The sequence below is a fragment of the Rhodosalinus sp. K401 genome, from assembly GCF_041365735.1.
GTDB lineage: Bacteria > Pseudomonadota > Alphaproteobacteria > Rhodobacterales > Rhodobacteraceae > Rhodosalinus.
Window position 1 is genome coordinate 201,684 of the sequence record NZ_JBGFSI010000004.1, and the last position, 16,906, is coordinate 218,589.

Annotated in this window: 16 protein-coding genes and 1 pseudogene; 7 read left to right on the plus strand and 10 right to left on the minus strand. The window is 68.0% G+C overall.

Going from position 1 to position 16,906, the window contains the following annotated elements; genetic code table 11:
* Positions 1–44 precede the first annotated feature (44 nt).
* Positions 45–2,462: a DNA topoisomerase (ATP-hydrolyzing) subunit B gene (gene gyrB / locus AB6A66_RS06925; RefSeq protein ID WP_371055306.1), complete on the plus strand. Its 2,418-nt coding sequence runs from the start codon at positions 45–47 to the stop codon at positions 2,460–2,462.
* A gap of 159 nt (positions 2,463–2,621) precedes the next feature.
* Here gyrB and AB6A66_RS06930 read toward each other — a convergent pair whose 3' ends face one another.
* The 5 genes from AB6A66_RS06930 to AB6A66_RS06950 form a co-directional block, all read right to left on the minus strand.
* Complete coding sequence (locus AB6A66_RS06930) at positions 2,622–3,353, minus strand: hypothetical protein (protein ID WP_371055307.1); 732 nt, start codon at positions 3,351–3,353, stop codon at positions 2,622–2,624.
* On the minus strand, positions 3,353–4,813 hold the full coding sequence (locus tag AB6A66_RS06935; RefSeq protein WP_371055308.1) for an amidohydrolase family protein: 1,461 nt from the start codon (positions 4,811–4,813) through the stop codon (positions 3,353–3,355). The genes AB6A66_RS06930 and AB6A66_RS06935 overlap by 1 nt, the downstream gene beginning before the upstream one ends.
* A 177-nt stretch (positions 4,814–4,990) precedes the next feature.
* A complete protein-coding gene (gene thpR / locus AB6A66_RS06940; protein WP_371055309.1) occupies positions 4,991–5,533 on the minus strand; it encodes an RNA 2',3'-cyclic phosphodiesterase in 543 nt (180 codons plus the stop codon).
* Positions 5,534–5,539: 6 nt separating this feature from the next.
* The gene (locus AB6A66_RS06945) at positions 5,540–6,655 is read right to left on the minus strand and encodes a DUF4147 domain-containing protein (RefSeq protein ID WP_371055310.1); all 1,116 of its coding nucleotides are present in this window, start codon (positions 6,653–6,655) and stop codon (positions 5,540–5,542) included.
* On the minus strand, positions 6,655–7,635 hold the full coding sequence (locus AB6A66_RS06950; protein WP_371055400.1) for a rhodanese-related sulfurtransferase: 981 nt from the start codon (positions 7,633–7,635) through the stop codon (positions 6,655–6,657). Before AB6A66_RS06950 ends, AB6A66_RS06945 begins: the two co-directional genes overlap by 1 nt.
* A gap of 107 nt (positions 7,636–7,742) precedes the next feature.
* On the opposite strand from AB6A66_RS06950, the gene pncA reads away from it, so the two are divergent.
* From pncA to AB6A66_RS06975, 5 genes are read left to right on the plus strand one after another with little or no spacing between them, the layout of a single operon-like run.
* Entirely contained in the window at positions 7,743–8,348 is a 606-nt protein-coding gene (pncA, locus tag AB6A66_RS06955) for a bifunctional nicotinamidase/pyrazinamidase (RefSeq protein WP_371055311.1), read from the plus strand.
* Positions 8,345–9,064, plus strand: coding sequence for a YkgJ family cysteine cluster protein (locus AB6A66_RS06960; protein WP_371038071.1), 720 nt, complete (start codon positions 8,345–8,347; stop codon positions 9,062–9,064). The genes pncA and AB6A66_RS06960 overlap by 4 nt, the downstream gene beginning before the upstream one ends.
* A gap of 53 nt (positions 9,065–9,117) precedes the next feature.
* Positions 9,118–10,410 (plus strand): nicotinate phosphoribosyltransferase, encoded by a 1,293-nt coding sequence (gene pncB, locus AB6A66_RS06965; RefSeq protein WP_371055312.1) that lies wholly within the window; start codon positions 9,118–9,120, stop codon positions 10,408–10,410.
* A 56-nt stretch (positions 10,411–10,466) separates the two neighbouring features.
* Positions 10,467–11,114 (plus strand): hypothetical protein, encoded by a 648-nt coding sequence (locus AB6A66_RS06970; RefSeq protein ID WP_371055313.1) that lies wholly within the window; start codon positions 10,467–10,469, stop codon positions 11,112–11,114.
* Positions 11,086–12,129, plus strand: a complete 1,044-nt coding sequence (locus AB6A66_RS06975) for a phosphoadenosine phosphosulfate reductase family protein (protein WP_371055314.1) — start codon at positions 11,086–11,088, stop codon at positions 12,127–12,129. Before AB6A66_RS06970 ends, AB6A66_RS06975 begins: the two co-directional genes overlap by 29 nt.
* 6 nt (positions 12,130–12,135) lie before the next feature.
* Here AB6A66_RS06975 and arfB read toward each other — a convergent pair whose 3' ends face one another.
* From arfB to AB6A66_RS07000, 5 genes and pseudogenes are all read right to left on the minus strand, one after another.
* Positions 12,136–12,546 (minus strand): alternative ribosome rescue aminoacyl-tRNA hydrolase ArfB, encoded by a 411-nt coding sequence (gene arfB, locus AB6A66_RS06980; protein WP_371055315.1) that lies wholly within the window; start codon positions 12,544–12,546, stop codon positions 12,136–12,138.
* A 258-nt stretch (positions 12,547–12,804) separates the two neighbouring features.
* Positions 12,805–13,502 (minus strand): annotated as a pseudogene (locus AB6A66_RS06985) (VUT family protein).
* A 92-nt stretch (positions 13,503–13,594) separates the two neighbouring features.
* The gene (gene mepA, locus AB6A66_RS06990) at positions 13,595–14,509 is read right to left on the minus strand and encodes a penicillin-insensitive murein endopeptidase (protein WP_371055316.1); all 915 of its coding nucleotides are present in this window, start codon (positions 14,507–14,509) and stop codon (positions 13,595–13,597) included.
* Positions 14,479–15,843: an MFS transporter gene (locus tag AB6A66_RS06995; RefSeq protein WP_371055317.1), complete on the minus strand. Its 1,365-nt coding sequence runs from the start codon at positions 15,841–15,843 to the stop codon at positions 14,479–14,481. Before AB6A66_RS06995 ends, mepA begins: the two co-directional genes overlap by 31 nt.
* Positions 15,844–15,876: 33 nt before the next feature.
* Complete coding sequence (locus AB6A66_RS07000) at positions 15,877–16,449, minus strand: acyl-CoA thioesterase (protein WP_371055318.1); 573 nt, start codon at positions 16,447–16,449, stop codon at positions 15,877–15,879.
* Between the two features lie 129 nt (positions 16,450–16,578).
* Between AB6A66_RS07000 and AB6A66_RS07005 the strand changes: the two genes are divergently transcribed.
* The gene (locus tag AB6A66_RS07005) at positions 16,579–16,866 is read left to right on the plus strand and encodes a YggT family protein (protein ID WP_371038062.1); all 288 of its coding nucleotides are present in this window, start codon (positions 16,579–16,581) and stop codon (positions 16,864–16,866) included.
* Positions 16,867–16,906: the final 40 nt, after the last annotated feature.

Consider the following 16,906-nt stretch of genomic DNA (forward strand, 5'->3'; position numbering starts at 1 on the left):
CCGGAGGGCCTATAACCCGCGGGCAAAACAAGAGGTTCGCAGGCATGGCCGCAAACGCTGGGGCGCCGCAGGAATACGGCGCGGAATCCATCAAGGTTCTCAAGGGTCTGGATGCCGTGCGGAAGCGGCCCGGCATGTATATCGGTGACACCGATGACGGCTCGGGCCTGCATCACATGGTCTACGAGGTCGTCGACAACGGCATCGACGAGGCCCTCGCGGGCCATGCCGACCATGTGCACGTCAAGATCCACGCCGACAGCTCCGTTTCGGTCGCCGACAACGGTCGCGGGATCCCCGTCGACATCCATGCCGGCGAAGGGGTCAGCGCGGCCGAGGTCATCATGACCCAGCTTCACGCGGGCGGGAAGTTCGACCAGAACTCCTACAAGGTGTCGGGCGGCCTGCACGGCGTCGGCGTTTCGGTCGTGAACGCGCTTTCCGACTGGCTGGAGCTCAGGATCTGGCGCGGCGGAAAGGCGTATCACGCCCGCTTCGAGAGGGGCGACACGGTGGTGCATCTGCACGAGGTGGGCGACGCCGGGGACCGCACCGGCACCGAGGTGCGCTTTCTCGCCTCGCTCGAGACCTTCTCGAATCTCGACTACTCCTTCGAGACGCTGGAAAAGCGCCTGCGCGAACTGGCCTTCCTGAATTCGGGCGTGCGCATCATCCTCGAGGACGAACGCCCCGCGGAGGCGCTGCGCAGCGAATTGTTCTACGAGGGCGGGGTGCGCGAGTTCGTGCGCTACCTCGATCGCTCCAAGCATCCGCTGATAGACGAGCCGATCTACATGACCGGCGAGCGAGACGGCATCGGCGTCGAGATCGCGATGTGGTGGAACGACAGCTACCACGAGACGGTGCTGCCCTTCACCAACAACATCCCCCAGCGCGACGGCGGCAGCCACATGGCCGGCTTTCGCGGCGCGCTGACGCGGACGCTGCAGAAATACGCCGCCGACAGCGGCATCGCCAAGCGCGAGAAGGTGAGCTTCACCGGCGACGACGCGCGCGAGGGGCTGACCTGCGTGCTTTCGGTCAAGGTGCCGGACCCGAAATTCTCGTCCCAGACCAAGGACAAGCTGGTCAGTTCCGAGGTGCGCCCGGCGGTCGAGGGCATGATGAACGAGCGGCTCAACGAGTGGTTCGAGGAGCACCCGAACGAGGCGCGGACCATCGTCGGCAAGATCGTCGAGGCCGCGCTCGCCCGAGAGGCGGCGCGCAAGGCCCGCGAACTCACCCGGCGCAAGACGGCGATGGACGTGAACTACCTCGCCGGCAAGCTCAAGGACTGCTCCGAGAAGGATCCTTCCAAGACCGAGCTGTTCCTCGTCGAAGGCGACAGCGCCGGCGGATCGGCGCAGTCCGGCCGCGACCGGCGCACGCAGGCCGTGCTGCCGCTGCGCGGCAAGATCCTCAACGTGGAGCGCGCGCGCTTCGACCGGATGCTCTCCAGCCAGGAGATCGGCAACCTCGTCATGGCGCTGGGCACAGGGATCGGGCGCGACGAGTTCGACCTGTCGAAGCTGCGGTACCACAAGATCGTCATCATGACGGACGCAGACGTGGACGGCGCCCACATCCGCACGCTGCTGCTGACCTTCTTCTACCGGCAGATGCCCGAGCTGGTCGAACACGGGCACCTCTATATCGCGCAGCCGCCGCTCTACAAGGTCGCGCGCGGCAAGTCCGAGGTCTACCTGAAGGACGAGAGCGCGCTCAACGACTACCTGATCGACCAGGGCACCGATGGCGCCATGCTCCGGCTCGCCGACGGGGAAGAGATCGCCGGCCCCGACCTTGTCCGGGTGGTCGAGGAGGCCCGACAGGTCCGCCGGATCCTGGACGCCTTCCCGACCCATTACCCCAGGCACATCCTCGAGCAGGCCGCCATCGCCGGCGCCTTCCTCGAGGGGCAGGCCGACATCGATCTGCACGGCGTGGCCGAGCGCGTGGCGGAGCGGCTCGACCTCATCGCCCCGGAATACGAGCGCGGCTGGCAGGGGCGGCCCACGCAGGACCGCGGCATCCGGCTGTCGCGGATCGTGCGCGGCGTCGAGGAGGCGCGCACGCTCGACGGGCAGGCGCTGCGCTCGGGCGAGGCGCGCAAGCTCGGCCGCATGACGCAGCCGTTGCAGGAGGTCTATCGCGGTCCCGCCCGGCTGATGCGCAAGGAGCGCGGCACCGACATCTACGGCCCGCTAGACTTGCTGAAGGCGATCCTCGAGGAGGGCGAGAAGGGCCTGACGCTGCAGCGCTACAAGGGTCTCGGCGAAATGAACCCGAACCAGCTCTGGGAAACGACGCTGGATCCCGAGGCGCGCACGCTGCTGCAGGTCCAGGTGGACGATGTGGCCGAGACGGACGACCTCTTCACCAAGCTGATGGGCGACGTGGTCGAGCCGCGCCGGGAATTCATCCAGAAAAACGCGCTGAGCGTCGAGAACCTGGATTTCTAAGCGAGGGGGCGTCCGGGCTGCGCGTCGGGTGCCGCCGGGCTGGCCCCGACGGGGATCCTTCCGGGGGCGTTCACGCTGGCGGTCTCGGGCTTTCGCTGCACCCGGCGGCAGGTCCGTGGCCCTGCCGTTTCTGCCGGCGAGGCCGGCCCGAGGCGCGCTTCAGAACCTGTAGGTCAGGCCCAGAAGCGGCCCCGAGAAGGAGACATCGACCGCCGGGCCGCCATCGTCGTAATCGACGAACAGGTGGCGGTAGCCCGCGGACAGGTAAAGCGAGTCGTTCGCTTGCCAGTTCACGGTGGCGACGACCTGTCCCGTCCATTCGGACCCTGCCCCGAAGCCGCCCAGATCGCCGTAGGCGATAAGCGACCAGCGCTCGGACAGCGGGATGTTGGTGCGCAATGCGAGGATCGGATCGGTGAAGTCGATGTCCACGCCCGCCGAGAGGCCCGGGACGACCGGGGTCGTCGCCTCCGCCTCGATCGACCAGTGGCGGATGCCGGCCAGCACATCGAGGGTCAGCTCGGGCCCGCTATAGGCCCGGTAGCCGGCCGCGAGCGTGATGGAGCTCTGCTCGACCTCGCCGCGCGCGGGCAGGCCCAGCACCGGCACCCGGCCGGAGCGCGAACTGACAGAGCGGGAGTAGTCGCCCAGGAACACGAACCGGCCGCTGCGCATGTATCCCGTGAGGAAGAACGCGGCGTCGAGATCCTCGAGCACCTCCGACAGGCCCTGATCGAACGAGAGCGTCGGCCCGCCGGGCACGGGCCGCACGTCACCGCCCACCCCGGTGCCCCAGGCATAGGGCGTGATCTGCACGTTCCAGTCCTGCGCCGCAGCCGGGGCTGCCCCGATGGCGAGAAGGGCGAGGGCCGCCTTGACCCGACCCAGCATCACAGCCGGTCCTTCACGATCGCGCCGCCCTTCATGATGAGCGGCAGGCTCGTCTCCGGCGTGTCGAGCCAGTCGAGCCCCGCCTCGGGGTCGTCGTCCACGACCAGAAGATCGGCCAGCGCGCCCTCCGCGATCACCCCCAGACGCCCGTCATAGGGCGCGCGCGCGCCCGAGAGCGCGAGCAGTTCGCCTGCCGCGCCGGTTGCGAGGTGAAGCGCCTCGAGCGGGGGCATGAAGCGCGTGAGCTTACCGAGCTGGCGACCATGGCTGGCGGTTCCGGCCGGGTTCATCAGGATGTCGGTGCCGAAGGCCATCTGCACGCCCTCTGCGCGGCCCTCCTCGAAGGCGCGGACCGTCCCCTCGGCAACCTCGATCTGCTTGGCCTGCTGGCGCGGATCGGATTTCGGATTCGCGTCCTCGTCGGCCAGGAAGGGCTGGATCGACCACCACGCGCCCTCTTCGCGCATCATGCGGATCGTCGCAGTATCGGCCAGCTGCCCGTGCTCGATCGATTTCACGCCCGCGCGCAACGCCCGCTGGATGCCCTCGGAGGTGTAGACATGGGCGCAGACATAGGTGCCCCAGTCGGCGGCGGCGCGCACGGCGGCCTCCATCTCCTCCTCGAGGAACTGGAGCGATTCCAGCGGATCGTAGAGCGAGGAGACGCCGCCGCCCGCCATGATCTTGATCTGGCTCGCGCCCTTCATCAGCTGCTCGCGGGCGCGGCGCAGCACCTCTGCGCGCCCGTCGGCGATGGCCGCGACCCCCATGTGCTCGGCGTAGGACAGGTCGCCGTCGGCGCGGGGCAACTCGTTCAGGAACCGGAAATCACCGTGGCCCGAGGTCTGCGAGATCATCGCCCCGGAGGGAAAGATGCGGGGGCCGGGCAGTGCCCCACGGTCGATGGCGAGCTTCAGCCCGAAGGCCGGTCCGCCGGTGTCGCGTACCGTGGTGAAGCCGCGCATCAGCGTCGCCCCCGCCTCGCGCCCCGCCATGAGGTGCACGAAGCCGATATCGGCGGCCATCGCCTGCGTCTGGGTGACGGCGACAAGGGTGGAGTGCCAGTGCGCGTCGATCAGGCCGGGAATCACGGCGCGCCCGCCGCAATCGACGCGCTGGGCGTCCTCGGGCCCCTCGCCCGCCGGCGGAAGCGCCGAGATGCGGCCGCCCTCGATCAGGATGTCGCGCCCCTCCTGCATGGAGAAGGTGATGCCGTCGAAATAGCGAAGATTGGTCAGCAGAAGCGGCCGCCCCGGCGTCTGGGCGCGCCCCTCGGACGGCTGAAGCCCGAACCCCGCGAACATGCCCAGCACCGCCGCAGCGCCACCGATCAGTTCACGCCGCTTGAGATCGGCCTCGATCCGGGCGAATGCGGCCTGGGTGGTGGGCGCGCCGCAAAGGCAACAATCGATCGCGGCCCCGCCCGTCGCGGGATCTGCCTGAACGCAGGAAAGACACATGAAACCTGATCTCCCGTCCCCGGTTCCGCGTATCGGGGCGCGACACGCAATACTTGCAGAAACCCTACACGACTTGCCGCGCAAAACGAAGGAAAACGGAAACTCGGGGCGCGGGAAAAGCATGCGAAAGCGGGAGGCGCCACGCCCGGGCGGATTTCAAGGGGAGCAGGTCACGCCTTACGCCAGCGGGTAGGCTGCCAGCGCCTCGTGCTCCGCCCCGCCGGGTCGCAGATGCGAACGGAAAAGCAGCACCTCCTCGGCGGTGAACGGCGCGAACGCCACATCAGCGCGCGCTTCGAGGAAATCCCGCAGCCGGTCCAGATCGAAGGCCGGCAGGCGCCCGGGAAAGCGGGCGAGGGTGACGTGGGGCCGGAAGCGCCGGCGCTCGGGCGCGATACCGGCCGCGCGCAGCCGCGCGAGAAGTTTCGCCCGCAGCGCGGCGAGCGGCCGGGCGTCCCGGACGCCCGCGAAAAGCACCTGCGGCCGCCGCGCGCCGAACGTGCCGAGCCCGCGAAGCGTCACCTCGACCGGCGGGTGGCGCAGCCCCTCGAGCGCGGTGTGCGCGGCCTCGGCCGTCTCCTCGTCGAGATCGCCCAGAAAGACCATGGTCAGGTGCATGGTCTCGGGGTCGACCGGGCGTCCGGCCGGCATCTCGGCCTGAAGCGCCTCCAGCGCGTCGCGCGCGGGCTCCGGCAGGTCGAGGGCCAGGAAGAGCCGCATGCCGCCTCAGCCCGTGTCCGACTTAAGCGCGAGCACCAGGTCCATCACGTTCGTGCCGGTGGGCCCGGGCGCGAAGGTCAGACCGCGCGCCGCGAGCCAGCGCGCGCTGTCGGCCGCGGCCAGGGCCGCGTCAGCGCCCGCCTCCCAGCTTCGGCCATCGACGAAGCCTCCGGCGGCGTCGGTGGGCCCGTCCGTGCCGTCCGTCCCGGCCACGAGCACGGCAAGGTCGGGGCGGCCCGCGATCTCTCGGGCCAGCATGAGGGCGAGCGCCTGGTTCCGCCCGCCTTCACCCGGCGCATCGGGCAGCACCACCGTCGGCTCCCCGCCCCAGATGTGCAGACCGGCCGGCCCGGCCCGAAGCGTCGCGCCGATCCGCGCCGCGCAATCGGCGACATCGGCGTAAAGGCTTTCCTCGTCGGTCACGACGGCCAGGCCCTCGGCGCGCGCCGCCCGGGCGCAGGCGGCCCGGGCGTGGGCGTTCGACGCCACGATCCGCGTCAGCGACGCGAAGCGCGCGCCGTCGGGAACCCGCCCGATCCCTGACCCGATCACCCCGATCCCGTCGCCCTCGACGTCCGAGATAGCAAGCACCGTGACCCGCGCGCCGGCAAAGCCTTCCAGAAGCCGCCCGCCCTTGATGCGGGAAAACTCCCGGCGGCGGGCGTTCATGGTGGCGATATCCGCCCCGGAGGCGAGAAGGCGCCGGGTTTCGGCCACCACGTCGCTCAGGGAGAGCCCGTCCTCGGGCGCCTCGGCAAGCGCGGAGGCGCCGCCGGAGACCAGCAGAAGCAGATGATCCTCCGGGCCGCAGTCGTTCACGGCCGCAATCAGCGCCGCGCCGCCCTTCAGGCTCGTGGCGTCGGGGACGGGATGGCCCGCCTCGATGACGTCGAGGCCGGGAACGGGCTGGCCATGGCCGTGCTTCGTCACCGCAAGGGCCGGAACCGCGCCGTACCGGTCGAGCGCGGCGCGCGCCATCTCGACGGCGGCCTTGCCCACGGCGAGGATCCGGTCGGGCCGCGGCACGTCCTCGGAGCCCAGCGCGCGCGCGACGGCGGCATGCCCGCCCACGGCGGCGACCCCGGCCCGCCAGATGCGTTCCAGGCGTGCCCGCGCCTCCATCAGTCGCCGCCTTCCGCGCGGTCCGCGCCCGGCGCGGCGTCCGCGAGTTCCGTGCCGGCGCCCGGTCCGGTCGCGCCGTGACGGCCCAGATGCCGCGCCCCCCGCGCCCGGGCGAGCGCGATCTGGCGCTGGCGCTCGCGGAAACGCGCCTTGTCCTCCCCGCTCGTCTCCCCGATGCAATGGTGGCAGCTGACGCCTTCCTCGAAACCGGGACGCGCGCGATCCTCCGGAAGGATTGGCCGCCGGCAGGCATGACAGAGCTCGTGCGGTCCCTCGACGAGGCCGTGGCCCACGGAAACCCGCTCGTCGAAGACGAAGCAGGCCCCGCGCCAGAGGCTTTCCGCCTCGTGCACCTCCTCGAGGTATTTCAGCACGCCGCCCTTGAGGTGATAGACCTCCTCCACCCCCTGCGACAGCAGCCAGTTGGTGGATTTCTCGCAGCGGATGCCGCCGGTGCAGAACATGGCGATGCGCTTGTTGTGAAAGCGGTGCCGGTTCCTTTCCCACCATTCCGGGAATTCGCGGAAACTGGCCGTGCCGGGATCCACCGCGCCCTCGAAGGTGCCGATCTCCACCTCGTAGTCGTTGCGCGTGTCGATCACCGCGACGTCGGGCCGGCGGATCAGGTCGTTCCAGTCCCGCGCCTCCACGTAGCGTCCGGAGCGCGCGCGCGGATCCACGTCGGGCTGGCCCATGGTCACGATCTCGCGCTTCACCCGGACCTTGAGCTTGCCGAATGGCGCCGCCGAGGCGGCGCTTTCCTTCCATTCGAGCCCGGCGCAGCCGGGCAGCGCGCGGATATGGGCGAGCACCGCGTCGATCCCCTCGCGGCAGCCCGCGATCGTGCCGTTGATCCCTTCACGCGCCAGCAGAAGCGTGCCGGTGACGCCGTGCGCGGCGCAGACCCGCTCGAGGGGTGCGCGGATCGCTCCGGGATCGTCGAAAGGCGTGAAACGGTATAGCGTGGCCACGGTGAACATGGCGCGCATCTAGGGGCGCCACCGGTGCAAGCGCAAGAGGCGCGGACGTTGACGGGAGCGGCCCCGCGGCCTACGCCTTCATCGCGGAAGCGGCCGGAGGAGCACCGATGCGCCCTGCAACCGAAGCCTTGGTCGTCATCGACCTGCAGAACGATTTCTGCCCGGGCGGCGCGCTCGCCGTGGAGGGCGGTGACGAGATCGTTCCCGGCGTCAACGCGCTGATGGACGAGTTCCGCGCGGTGATCCTCACCCAGGACTGGCACCCGCCGCGCCATTCCTCCTTCGCCAGCGAGCACGAGGGCAAGGCGCCCTTCGAGACGACGCGGATGCCCTATGGCGAGCAGGTCCTCTGGCCCGACCACTGCATCCAGAACAGCGCGGGCGCGGCGTTCCACCCCGATCTCCGCACCGATCCGGCCGACATGATCCTGCGCAAGGGGTTCCGCCGCGAGATCGACAGCTACTCCGCCTTTTTCGAGAACGACCACGAGACGCCCACCGGGCTCGAGGGCTACCTGCGCACGCGCGGGATCGAACGGATCGTCCTCGCCGGCCTCGCCACGGACTTCTGCGTGACGTGGTCGGCGCTCGACGCGGCACGGCTCGGCGTCGCGGTGGAGGTGCGCCAGGATCTCTGCCGGGCCATCGACCTCGACGGGTCGCTGTCCGACGCGATCGCGAGGATGCGCGCCGCGGGCGTCACGCTCGCATGAAAAGGTCGCTCCGCGCGCGCATCGGTGCGGCCCGTGTCGCCGCGCCGTCGGCCGTGGCGGAACGGGCGCGGGCGGGCCTCTTCGCCTATGTCGACGGGATGGCCGCGCAGGGCGCCGCGCCCGAGACCGCTCTGGCCGAGATCGCGGAGGGAAAGGCGGCGACGGGGATCGCCCGCGTCGCACTGTCGGCCACGGCGGCCCCCGCGGGCCTCGCCTGCACCCGGGGCTGCGCCTTCTGCTGCATCCTGGGCGGCGAGGATGGCGCCACGATCACCGAAGCCGAGGCGCGCGCGCTCCACGCGGCGCTTCGCCCGCTGGCGGGTCAGCCGGACGGGCGCGCCTGGCATCCCCGGGCCTGCCCGGCGCTCGATCCCGAAACGCGCGCCTGCCGGGCCTATGACGCACGGCCGGTGATCTGCCGCAGCTACGTCTCCACCGACGCCGCCGCCTGCGAGCGGGTGGCCGGCGGCATTCCGGCGCAGGGGCCGGGCACGCTCGGCCCCTATCACACCTATCTCGCCGCGCTGGGGCTGAGCCGCGCGGCGCTCCGGGGCGTGCGCCGCGTTTCCACCCATGCGCTCTCGCGCCTCGCCGCCGCGGCGGTGGAGGGCGCGAGCCTCGAGGACGCGCTCGCCGCATCGCGCCACAAGCCCGGCGCGCTCGACGCGGAACTGTCGCGGTCCCGGCGCGACCGGAGCCGTGCGGGGTTGCCCTGAGGGGGCGTGCTTGCTCTAACCGGTGACGCCTCGTAGGGAAGGAGCGCGGCCTCATGGTCGACATCGCCACGCGCGTCTACAACCACAAGTGGAAGATCGATCCGATCGTGCGGTCATTGATCGACACGGATTTCTACAAGCTGCTGATGTGCCAGTCGATCTTCCGCAACAAGCCGGAGACGACCGTCACCTTCAGCCTGATCAACCGCTCCACCGAGGTGCCGCTGGCCAGGCTCGTGGACGAGGGCGAGCTGCGCGAACAGCTCGACCACATCCGCTCCCTCGGCCTGTCGCGCGGGGAATCCACCTGGCTGCGCGGCAACATGTTCTACGGCAAGCGTCAGATGTTCCGCCCGGATTTCATGGAGTGGTTCGAGAACCTGCGCCTGCCGCCCTACCACCTGGAGCGCGTGGGCGACCAGTACGAGCTGACCTTCGAGGGCAAGTGGCCCGAGGTCATGCTGTGGGAGATCCCCGCCCTCGCCGTGCTGATGGAACTGCGCGGCCGCGCCGTGCTGGGCGACATGGGCCGCTTCGAGCTCCAGGTGCTCTACGCCCGCGCCATGACAAAGCTCTGGGAGAAGATCGAGCGCCTGCGCCCGCACGAGGGCCTGCGCATCGCCGATTTCGGCACGCGGCGGCGCCATTCCTTCCTCTGGCAGGACTGGTGCGTGCAGGCGATGCTCGAGGGGCTGGGCAAGCGCTTCGTCGGCACCTCCAACTGCCTCATCGCCATGCGCCGCGAGGTGGAGGCGATCGGCACCAACGCCCACGAGCTGCCCATGGTCTACGCCGCGCTGGCCGACACCGACGAGGCGTTGGCCCGCGCGCCCTACAAGGTGCTCTCGGACTGGCACGAGGAGCATGACGGCAACCTCCGCATCATCCTGCCCGACACCTACGGCTCGCAGTCCTTCTTCGACAACGCGCCCGCCTGGCTTGCCGGCTGGACGGGGGTGCGGGTGGACTCGGGCGACCCGGCGGAGGGGGCGGAGATCGCCATCCGCTGGTGGGAGAAGATGGGCGAGGATCCCCGCGAAAAGCTGGTGATCTTCTCCGACGGGCTGGACACCGACGTGATCATCGACCTTTACCAGCGCTTCTCGGGCCGGGTGCGGGTAAGCTTCGGCTGGGGGACCTTCCTGACCAACGACTTCCGCGGGCTGGTGGAGGGCGACCGCCTCGCCCCCTTCTCCCTCGTCTGCAAGGCCGCCGCCGCCGAGGGCCGCCCGACCGTCAAGCTCTCCGACAACCCCGAGAAGGCCATGGGCCCGGCGGAAGAGATCGCCCGCTACAAGCGGGTGTTCGGGGTGGGGGAGCAGGTTAGGCGAGAGGTGGTGGTTTAGGAAGACTTGAAAGGTCGCTATGCTTCGAAGTGAATCAAGTACCTGGGAGAAAGAGTGTGAGCATTAGCGCGTTGAAGAAGCTTCGCTTTTTTGCCCCCGGGGTTATCGCGGCGCTGGGATACTTCATCCTCGGCGAATTTACCGGATGGTGGAGTCAGCCAGATGAATTATCCTTCGAGGATTTACCGAAGATCCTCCCAGTGTTCGTCGTCGGAGTGATATACTATGTAACTCCGCTCAGGGATCGGTCAAATAGGAAGTACTTTGAACGGGTTAGTGAGAATATCCGACAAGGCTTATACCGAATCTATGGGCGAGATGACATTAACCCAGAGGACTGGGCGAGAGTTCGCGTCGTCTTTTTTCAACTCATAGATTCCGATGAATCACTTAGGGAGAAAGCAAAGATTGCCTATTTTAACGGCGCTATTTGGACGACAGTTGCTGATGTTCGAATAATCTCGTGGATCTATGCCGTGATTTCTCTTGTGCTCTTCGTTTTGCTAGGCAACACCGGAGCGCTTTTGGCGTTTATTAGCTTCTCCGCCATATCTCTTGTAACCTACCCAATATCAAATGAGCTGACGAAGAAGCATATGGAGATAGGTGATGAGCAGCTTACTCTTATTGAATCTACACACAAAATCAGATTAGTAAAAAAGCTGGATGCATTGCATGGTAGAGAGAATACAGCCGGCACTTGATGAAGCCTGTCGCGCATTAAGCGAGAACAGAGAAAGACCTTGGATAATTGCTTTTTCAGGCGGCAAGGACTCGACAGCCGCGTTGAAAATCATGGTCGCGGCAGCTCGCAAGCTAGGACAGGACGCCCCGACCTTTGATCTCATATATTGTGATACAGGTGTCGAAAATCCAATTGTTGATTCTTATGTTAAGTCGACGCTGGAGCGTCTTTCTCAGGAATGCTCGGAATCTGAGATCTCATTAAATGTCAGCCTGCTACGCGCGCCGGTTCAACAGCGCTTCTTTGTCAAGGTCATCGGTAGGGGCTATCCAACACCCACAAATAGTTTTAGGTGGTGCACGAAAGAACTCCGAATAAAACCCGTTGCTAGCTTCATTCGAGAGAAATTGGTAGATGACGCAATCGTGGTCATTGGAAGTAGGCTCGACGAAAGTGAACAGAGAAAGCGCTCAATGGGCGGCGCCAATGCCTCAAGGTGGCAGAAGCAGCGCGAAGGGAAAGGAGAATATGACATCTACTTGCCGATTCTCGATTTCACGGTCTCAGATGTCTGGGACTCAATCTTCGCTATTAACAAACCAGAGTCAATCGACTGCCGGGAGCTTGAGGAGATTTACTGGGGTGCATCCGAAGAGTGTCCAATAATTCGCTCGCCGAATGAGTCGCCCTGCGCCTCAGGAAGGTTCGGTTGTTGGACCTGTACAGTCGTAAGGCGAGATCATTCAGCGGAACAACTCATCAAATCAGGCAGAACTGAGCTGAAGCCATTCTTAGAGCTTCGGAACTGGCTCGCGGAGTTCCGAAATAGACACGATATGAGATGGAGCCAGAGAAGAAATGGTGCTCGTTTTCCCGGTCCCTTCTCATTGAGAGGGAGGCGTTTAATACTTGACCGCGTGCGAGAGCTTGAGAGCACTATCAATGTACCGATCATCGGACCTGACGAGCTAACGGAGATCACTCGCCTTTGGGAGCTTGATAAAGAGCATGAGTGTGAAATCAGCAATTCTTAGGTCGAACTAAACCCGCCCCCTGAGGGCCTTCACCTCCCCGCGCTTCCTCTTCGCCTCCAGCCGGCGGCGCTTGGAGGCGAGGGTGGGCCGGGTGGGCTTGCGTTTCTTCGGGGCCACCGTGGCCTTGCGCACCAGCTCGGCCAGGCGTTCGCGGGCGATCTCTCGGTTGCGGGACTGGTGGCGGGTGTCCTCGGCGCGGATCACCACCGCGCCCTCCTTCGTCCAGCGCGCGCCCGCCAGCCGCCGGAGCCGCCGCTTCACCGGCTCGGGGAGGTTGGGCGAGCGCGCGGCCTCGAAGCGGAGCTCCACCGCCGAGCTCACCTTGTTCACGTTCTGCCCGCCGGGCCCGCCCGAGCGGGTGAACTGCTCGGTGAGCTCCCACTCTTCCAGTTCGATCTGATCGGTGATCCGCAACATGGGACCAGTATGGGGCGCAATTGCGCCACGAAAAAGGGCCGCCCGTGCGGGCGGCCCTTTCGAGAACTTCGGAGGTGGCGCCGGTTCAGGCTGGCGCCAATCCGGTGGCCTCGCCCCTCAGGGCTGCCTCAGAGGCGCGCCTCCCGGACTGTCCCGACACCTCGCTCCAATGTTTCTCTCGACACTGGACCACCTCCTTTCAATTCTGTTGCGACCTGAGGTGAGCGTGGCACAGTTTGTGCGCCGCGCAAAGCGAAATCATACAGGTTGTGGCGAAAGCCGCTTCACGAGCAGGCGGAAGGGCACCAGCGCCAGGAGCGCGAGCGACAGTTTCACCATCCAGTCCGCCACCGCGAGCGAGACCCAGAGCGGCGCCACGGGCCCCTGGCCCAGGAGCGGCAGCGCCTCGTTCGCCCAGCCCACATCGGCCGAGGGCTGGAGGAAGGAGAGCCCCGCCGCGAAGGCCACCGAGAAGAAGATCGCCGTGTCGAGCGTGGAGCCCGCGAGGGTGGAGACGAGCGGCGCGCGCCACCAGCGCCCGCCGCGCANAAGGCCACCGAGAAGAAGATCGCCGTGTCGAGCGTGGAGCCCGCGAGGGTGGAGACGAGCGGCGCGCGCCACCAGCGCCCGCCGCGCAGCCGGTCGAACACCGCCACGTCGAGCATCTGCGCGGCGAGGAAGGCCAGCCCCGAGCCCAGCGCGATGCGGAAGGTCGTGGCGTCGAAGGCCGAGGCCACGAGGGAGCAGAGCACGCCCACGACGAAGCCCGCGAAGACGACGCGCCGGGCGGCGGCGACGCCGTAGACGCGGTTCATCACGTCGGTGACGAGGAAGGCGAGCGGGTAGGTGAAGGCCCCCCAGGTCAGCCACTGGCCGAAGAGGACCTGCACGAGGATGTTCGAGGCCACCACGATGGCGGCCATGGCGGCGATGCCGGGCAGATGCGCGCGAGTCATGGGTTATCCCGTTTTGGCAAGGTTGCGGGGACTTGGCCCGCCCCCATGGCGGACGCGTGGCGGATACAGCCCCGCGGGCCGGGATGCAAGGCTCAGCGCGCGGCCAGCACCGCGGCGCACTGCGCCGGCAGGTCGCCCATGGTGAGCTCGCGCCGGGGCGTGGGCGGCGGCGCGTCGGGGTCGGGCGGCGGCGGGTTCAGGATGTTCTGCACCCACTCTTCCGCCTCGGCGCAGCCGTCGCCGGGCGGCGGCGGATCCTGCGCGACGCAGGTGGCCTCGCCCCTCGGACATTCGAGGCGGACGTGGAAATGGTAGTGGTGCCCCCACCACGGGCGCACCTTGCGCAGCCACGCCCGGTCGCCCGTCTCGTCGGCGCACATGCGCGCCTTGGCGCCGGGGAAGACGAAGATCCGCGCCACCCGCGGGTCCGAGGCGGCGGCCTTGATGATCTCGTGATGCGCCCGGCTCCAGCTGCCGTTGGTGTAGGCGCCGTTGGCGCGCCGGAGCGAGATCGAGGAGAGGCGCTCGCGCTCGGCGCGGGAGAGGGTCAGCCGGTCCGCCGGCCGCATCCAGATGTCCACGTCGAGGCCCGACTGGTGGCTCCGGTGGCCCGTGAGCATCGGCCCGCCGCGGGGCTGGCTCATGTCGCCCACGTAGAGGCCCTGCCATCCCGGCTGGCGCGCCGCCGCGCGCGAGAGAGCCTGCACGAAATCCACGGTGACAGGATGCGCCCAGTTCCGGTTCCGCGAAAGGCGCATGGCCTGCCAGGTCGGGCCGGTCTCGGGCAGTTCCACGCCGCCGGCGAGGCAGCCCTTCGCGTAGCCGCCGATCACCTGCGGGGATTGCGGCGATGCACCGCGTTCGGCGCCGAAAAGATGCTTCGCCTCGCGGGTCGAGAGCACGCCGTCATAGACGGGAAGGTCCGCGCCGCTGGTCGGGATGTCGCGCCCGTCGCCGCAGGCGGCGAGGCCGAGGATCAGGCAGAGGCTGGCTGCGAGGCGTGCCATGGCGTGCTGTCTCCCTCAGGTCTCACCCAGCGTAGCAGCAACAGCCCCAACAGGAAAAGCGCGATGAGCGGCGTAACCCCCAATTGCTGGCTGCCCGTGGCCCAGGTGGCGACCCCGATGGAGAGCGGCGCGATGAAAGAGGTGGCCTTGCCTGCGAGCGCGTAGAGCCCGAAGGACTCGGCCATCTTCGCGGGGTCGGCCTGGCGCACCATCATCGTGCGGCTCGCCGCCTGCAGAACGCCCCCCGCCGCGCCGATCACCGCGCCGCAGAGGTAGAACGCGATGTCGGGCAGGGCGGAGCCCTCGGGCAGCGCGATGCCGAAAAGCGAGCCCGGCGCGATGAAGAGGATGGAGACCGCGACGAGGGTCAGCGCGAGAATGCAGGCGGCGATCACCGGCTTCGGCCCGAACCGCGTGTCCGCCATCCCCCCGATCCAGCAGAAGACCGCGCCGGTGACGATGGCGAGGATGCCGAAGATGCCCACGTCCACCACCGTCCAGCCGAGCACGCCCGCGGCGTAGATGCCGCCGAAGGTGTACATGCCGTTCAGCGCGTCGCGGTAGAACATGGAGCTGGCGAGGTAGGCGAAGAGCGAGCGGTTGCGCGGCAGGCTGCGGAGGGTGGACACCACCTCTCCCAGCGCGCGCCGCACCGCGCCGGGCGGCGTGCCCACCGGCTTCGGATCGCGGACCCACAGGAAGAAAGGCACCATGAAGGCCATGTACCAGAGCGCGGTGAGCGGCCCCACGAAGCGGGTGCCCTCGCGCATCGCGGGATCGAGCCCGAAAGCCGGGGCGAGGCCGAGAAGCGTGCGCCCCGTCTCGCCGCTTTCCGCGAAGAACCCCAGCATGATCACGAGCGCCGTCAGCCCCCCCAGATACCCGAACGCCCAGCCATTGCCCGAGATGCGGCCGATCGTCTCGCGCGGGCCGAGGTCGGGCAGCATGGAGTTGGTGAAGATCGTCGCGAACTCCATCCCGATCATGCCGACCGCGAAGAAGAAGAGGATGAGGTAGATGCTGAAATCGCCCGGCACCGCGAACCAGAGCGCCGCGGAGCCCACGACATACATGGCCGAGAAGCCCCAGATCCAGCGCAGGCGGTCGCCCGCGGTGTCGGCCATCGCGCCCAGCAAGGGGGCGAGCAGCGCGATCACGATGCCCGCGAGCCCGATCCCGAAGCCCCAGGCCGTCTGCGCCGCGCTGCCGTCGCCCATCAGTTCCTTGACGTATGGCGCGAAGATGAAGGTGATGAGAAGCGTGTTGTAGGGCTGGCTCGCCCAGTCGAAGAAGAACCAGCCCCAGATGCGCTTGCGCGCCGATATCTGCCCCATGGCCGCCCCGTTCCCGCCTGCGGGCTCACAAGACTATGCGTGTGCCCGTCTGGCAAGCGCTTCCGGCGTCTCGTCCTGCATGGGCGGCCAGGGGCGCAGGGCCTCGGCCGCGCTCCAGGCCGCGACCCAGTCGGGCATCGGCGGCGAGGTCGCCGTCTGCCGCATCGCCGAGAGCACCTTTTCGGGCGGCACGATGCCGTCCGCCGAGGTCACCGCGGAGCGATAGAGCGCATGGCTCGTGCACTCGCCGTCGCGCCGCCACATCGACTGCTCGAGGTAGATGAAACGCGCATCCCAGCAGACGACGCGGGACCGCATCTCGAGGCGTTCGAACGCGCGCACGCGGCGGCGGTAGCGCACCGACGACCCCGCGATCGTCAGGCCCCAGCCCTGCTCCCGCATCGCCATCACGAGGCCCGTGCGCATGGCGAGCGGGATGCGGCCGAGATCGTAGAGCGTAAGCGTGCGCCCGTTGTTGAGCTCGGCCCACATGTCGAGATCCCAGGGCCAGCAGCGATGATGCGAGACATGCGTTCCGGTCAGCGGCAGAGGCGCGGCGCCGCGATGCGTCCGGTATTCGAGGGCGAGGCGGAAGAAAGGATACATTCGGGCCTCCGTTCAAGGGCCGGGATGCCGCGCTGCGGCGACGGCGTCAACCCTCGACGGCGCGGCACTCTTGCCCCCCGGGCGCCGGGCCGCTAGGTCTTGCGCTGACGCGGCCCAAGGACGGATTCCATGCAATCGCTCTTCCAGATCCTGATGCTTCTGCTCGACGTGCTGTGGTTCCTCGTCCTGGCGCATGTCATCATGAGCTGGCTCATCAATTTCCAGGTGCTCAACCTGCGCCAGCAGCTCGTCGCGCAGATCTGGGACGGCCTCAACCGCATCATGGAGCCGATCTACCAGCCGATCCGGCGGATCCTCCCCCCCATGGGCGGGATCGACTTCGCCCCCCTCGTGACGCTGATCGGCGTCTATGCGCTCCGCATCATCCTGGTGAACAACGCCGCCGTGTTCTACTAGCGCGCGACGGGTCGTGATCCCGCCTTGCCCGCCCGCGAGG

Bases quoted from the DNA above. Each gene is read 5' to 3' on its own strand.
- thpR (WP_371055309.1), bottom strand. From the start codon at position 5,533: ATGCGGCTCTTCCTGGCCCTCGACCTGCCGGAGCCCGCGCGCGACGCG.
- AB6A66_RS06945 (WP_371055310.1), bottom strand. From the start codon at position 6,655: ATGGAGGCGCGGGCACGCCTGGAACGCATCTGGCGGGCCGGGGTCGCC.
- AB6A66_RS06935 (WP_371055308.1), bottom strand. From the start codon at position 4,813: ATGTGTCTTTCCTGCGTTCAGGCAGATCCCGCGACGGGCGGGGCCGCG.
- AB6A66_RS06975 (WP_371055314.1), top strand. From the start codon at position 11,086: ATGGTAGAGAGAATACAGCCGGCACTTGATGAAGCCTGTCGCGCATTA.
- gyrB (WP_371055306.1), top strand. From the start codon at position 45: ATGGCCGCAAACGCTGGGGCGCCGCAGGAATACGGCGCGGAATCCATC.
- pncB (WP_371055312.1), top strand. From the start codon at position 9,118: ATGGTCGACATCGCCACGCGCGTCTACAACCACAAGTGGAAGATCGAT.
- AB6A66_RS06995 (WP_371055317.1), bottom strand. From the start codon at position 15,843: ATGGGGCAGATATCGGCGCGCAAGCGCATCTGGGGCTGGTTCTTCTTC.
- AB6A66_RS06930 (WP_371055307.1), bottom strand. From the start codon at position 3,353: ATGCTGGGTCGGGTCAAGGCGGCCCTCGCCCTTCTCGCCATCGGGGCA.
- AB6A66_RS06960 (WP_371038071.1), top strand. From the start codon at position 8,345: ATGAAAAGGTCGCTCCGCGCGCGCATCGGTGCGGCCCGTGTCGCCGCG.
- pncA (WP_371055311.1), top strand. From the start codon at position 7,743: ATGCGCCCTGCAACCGAAGCCTTGGTCGTCATCGACCTGCAGAACGAT.
- mepA (WP_371055316.1), bottom strand. From the start codon at position 14,509: ATGGCACGCCTCGCAGCCAGCCTCTGCCTGATCCTCGGCCTCGCCGCC.
- AB6A66_RS07005 (WP_371038062.1), top strand. From the start codon at position 16,579: ATGCAATCGCTCTTCCAGATCCTGATGCTTCTGCTCGACGTGCTGTGG.
- arfB (WP_371055315.1), bottom strand. From the start codon at position 12,546: ATGTTGCGGATCACCGATCAGATCGAACTGGAAGAGTGGGAGCTCACC.
- AB6A66_RS07000 (WP_371055318.1), bottom strand. From the start codon at position 16,449: ATGTATCCTTTCTTCCGCCTCGCCCTCGAATACCGGACGCATCGCGGC.
- AB6A66_RS06950 (WP_371055400.1), bottom strand. From the start codon at position 7,635: ATGTTCACCGTGGCCACGCTATACCGTTTCACGCCTTTCGACGATCCC.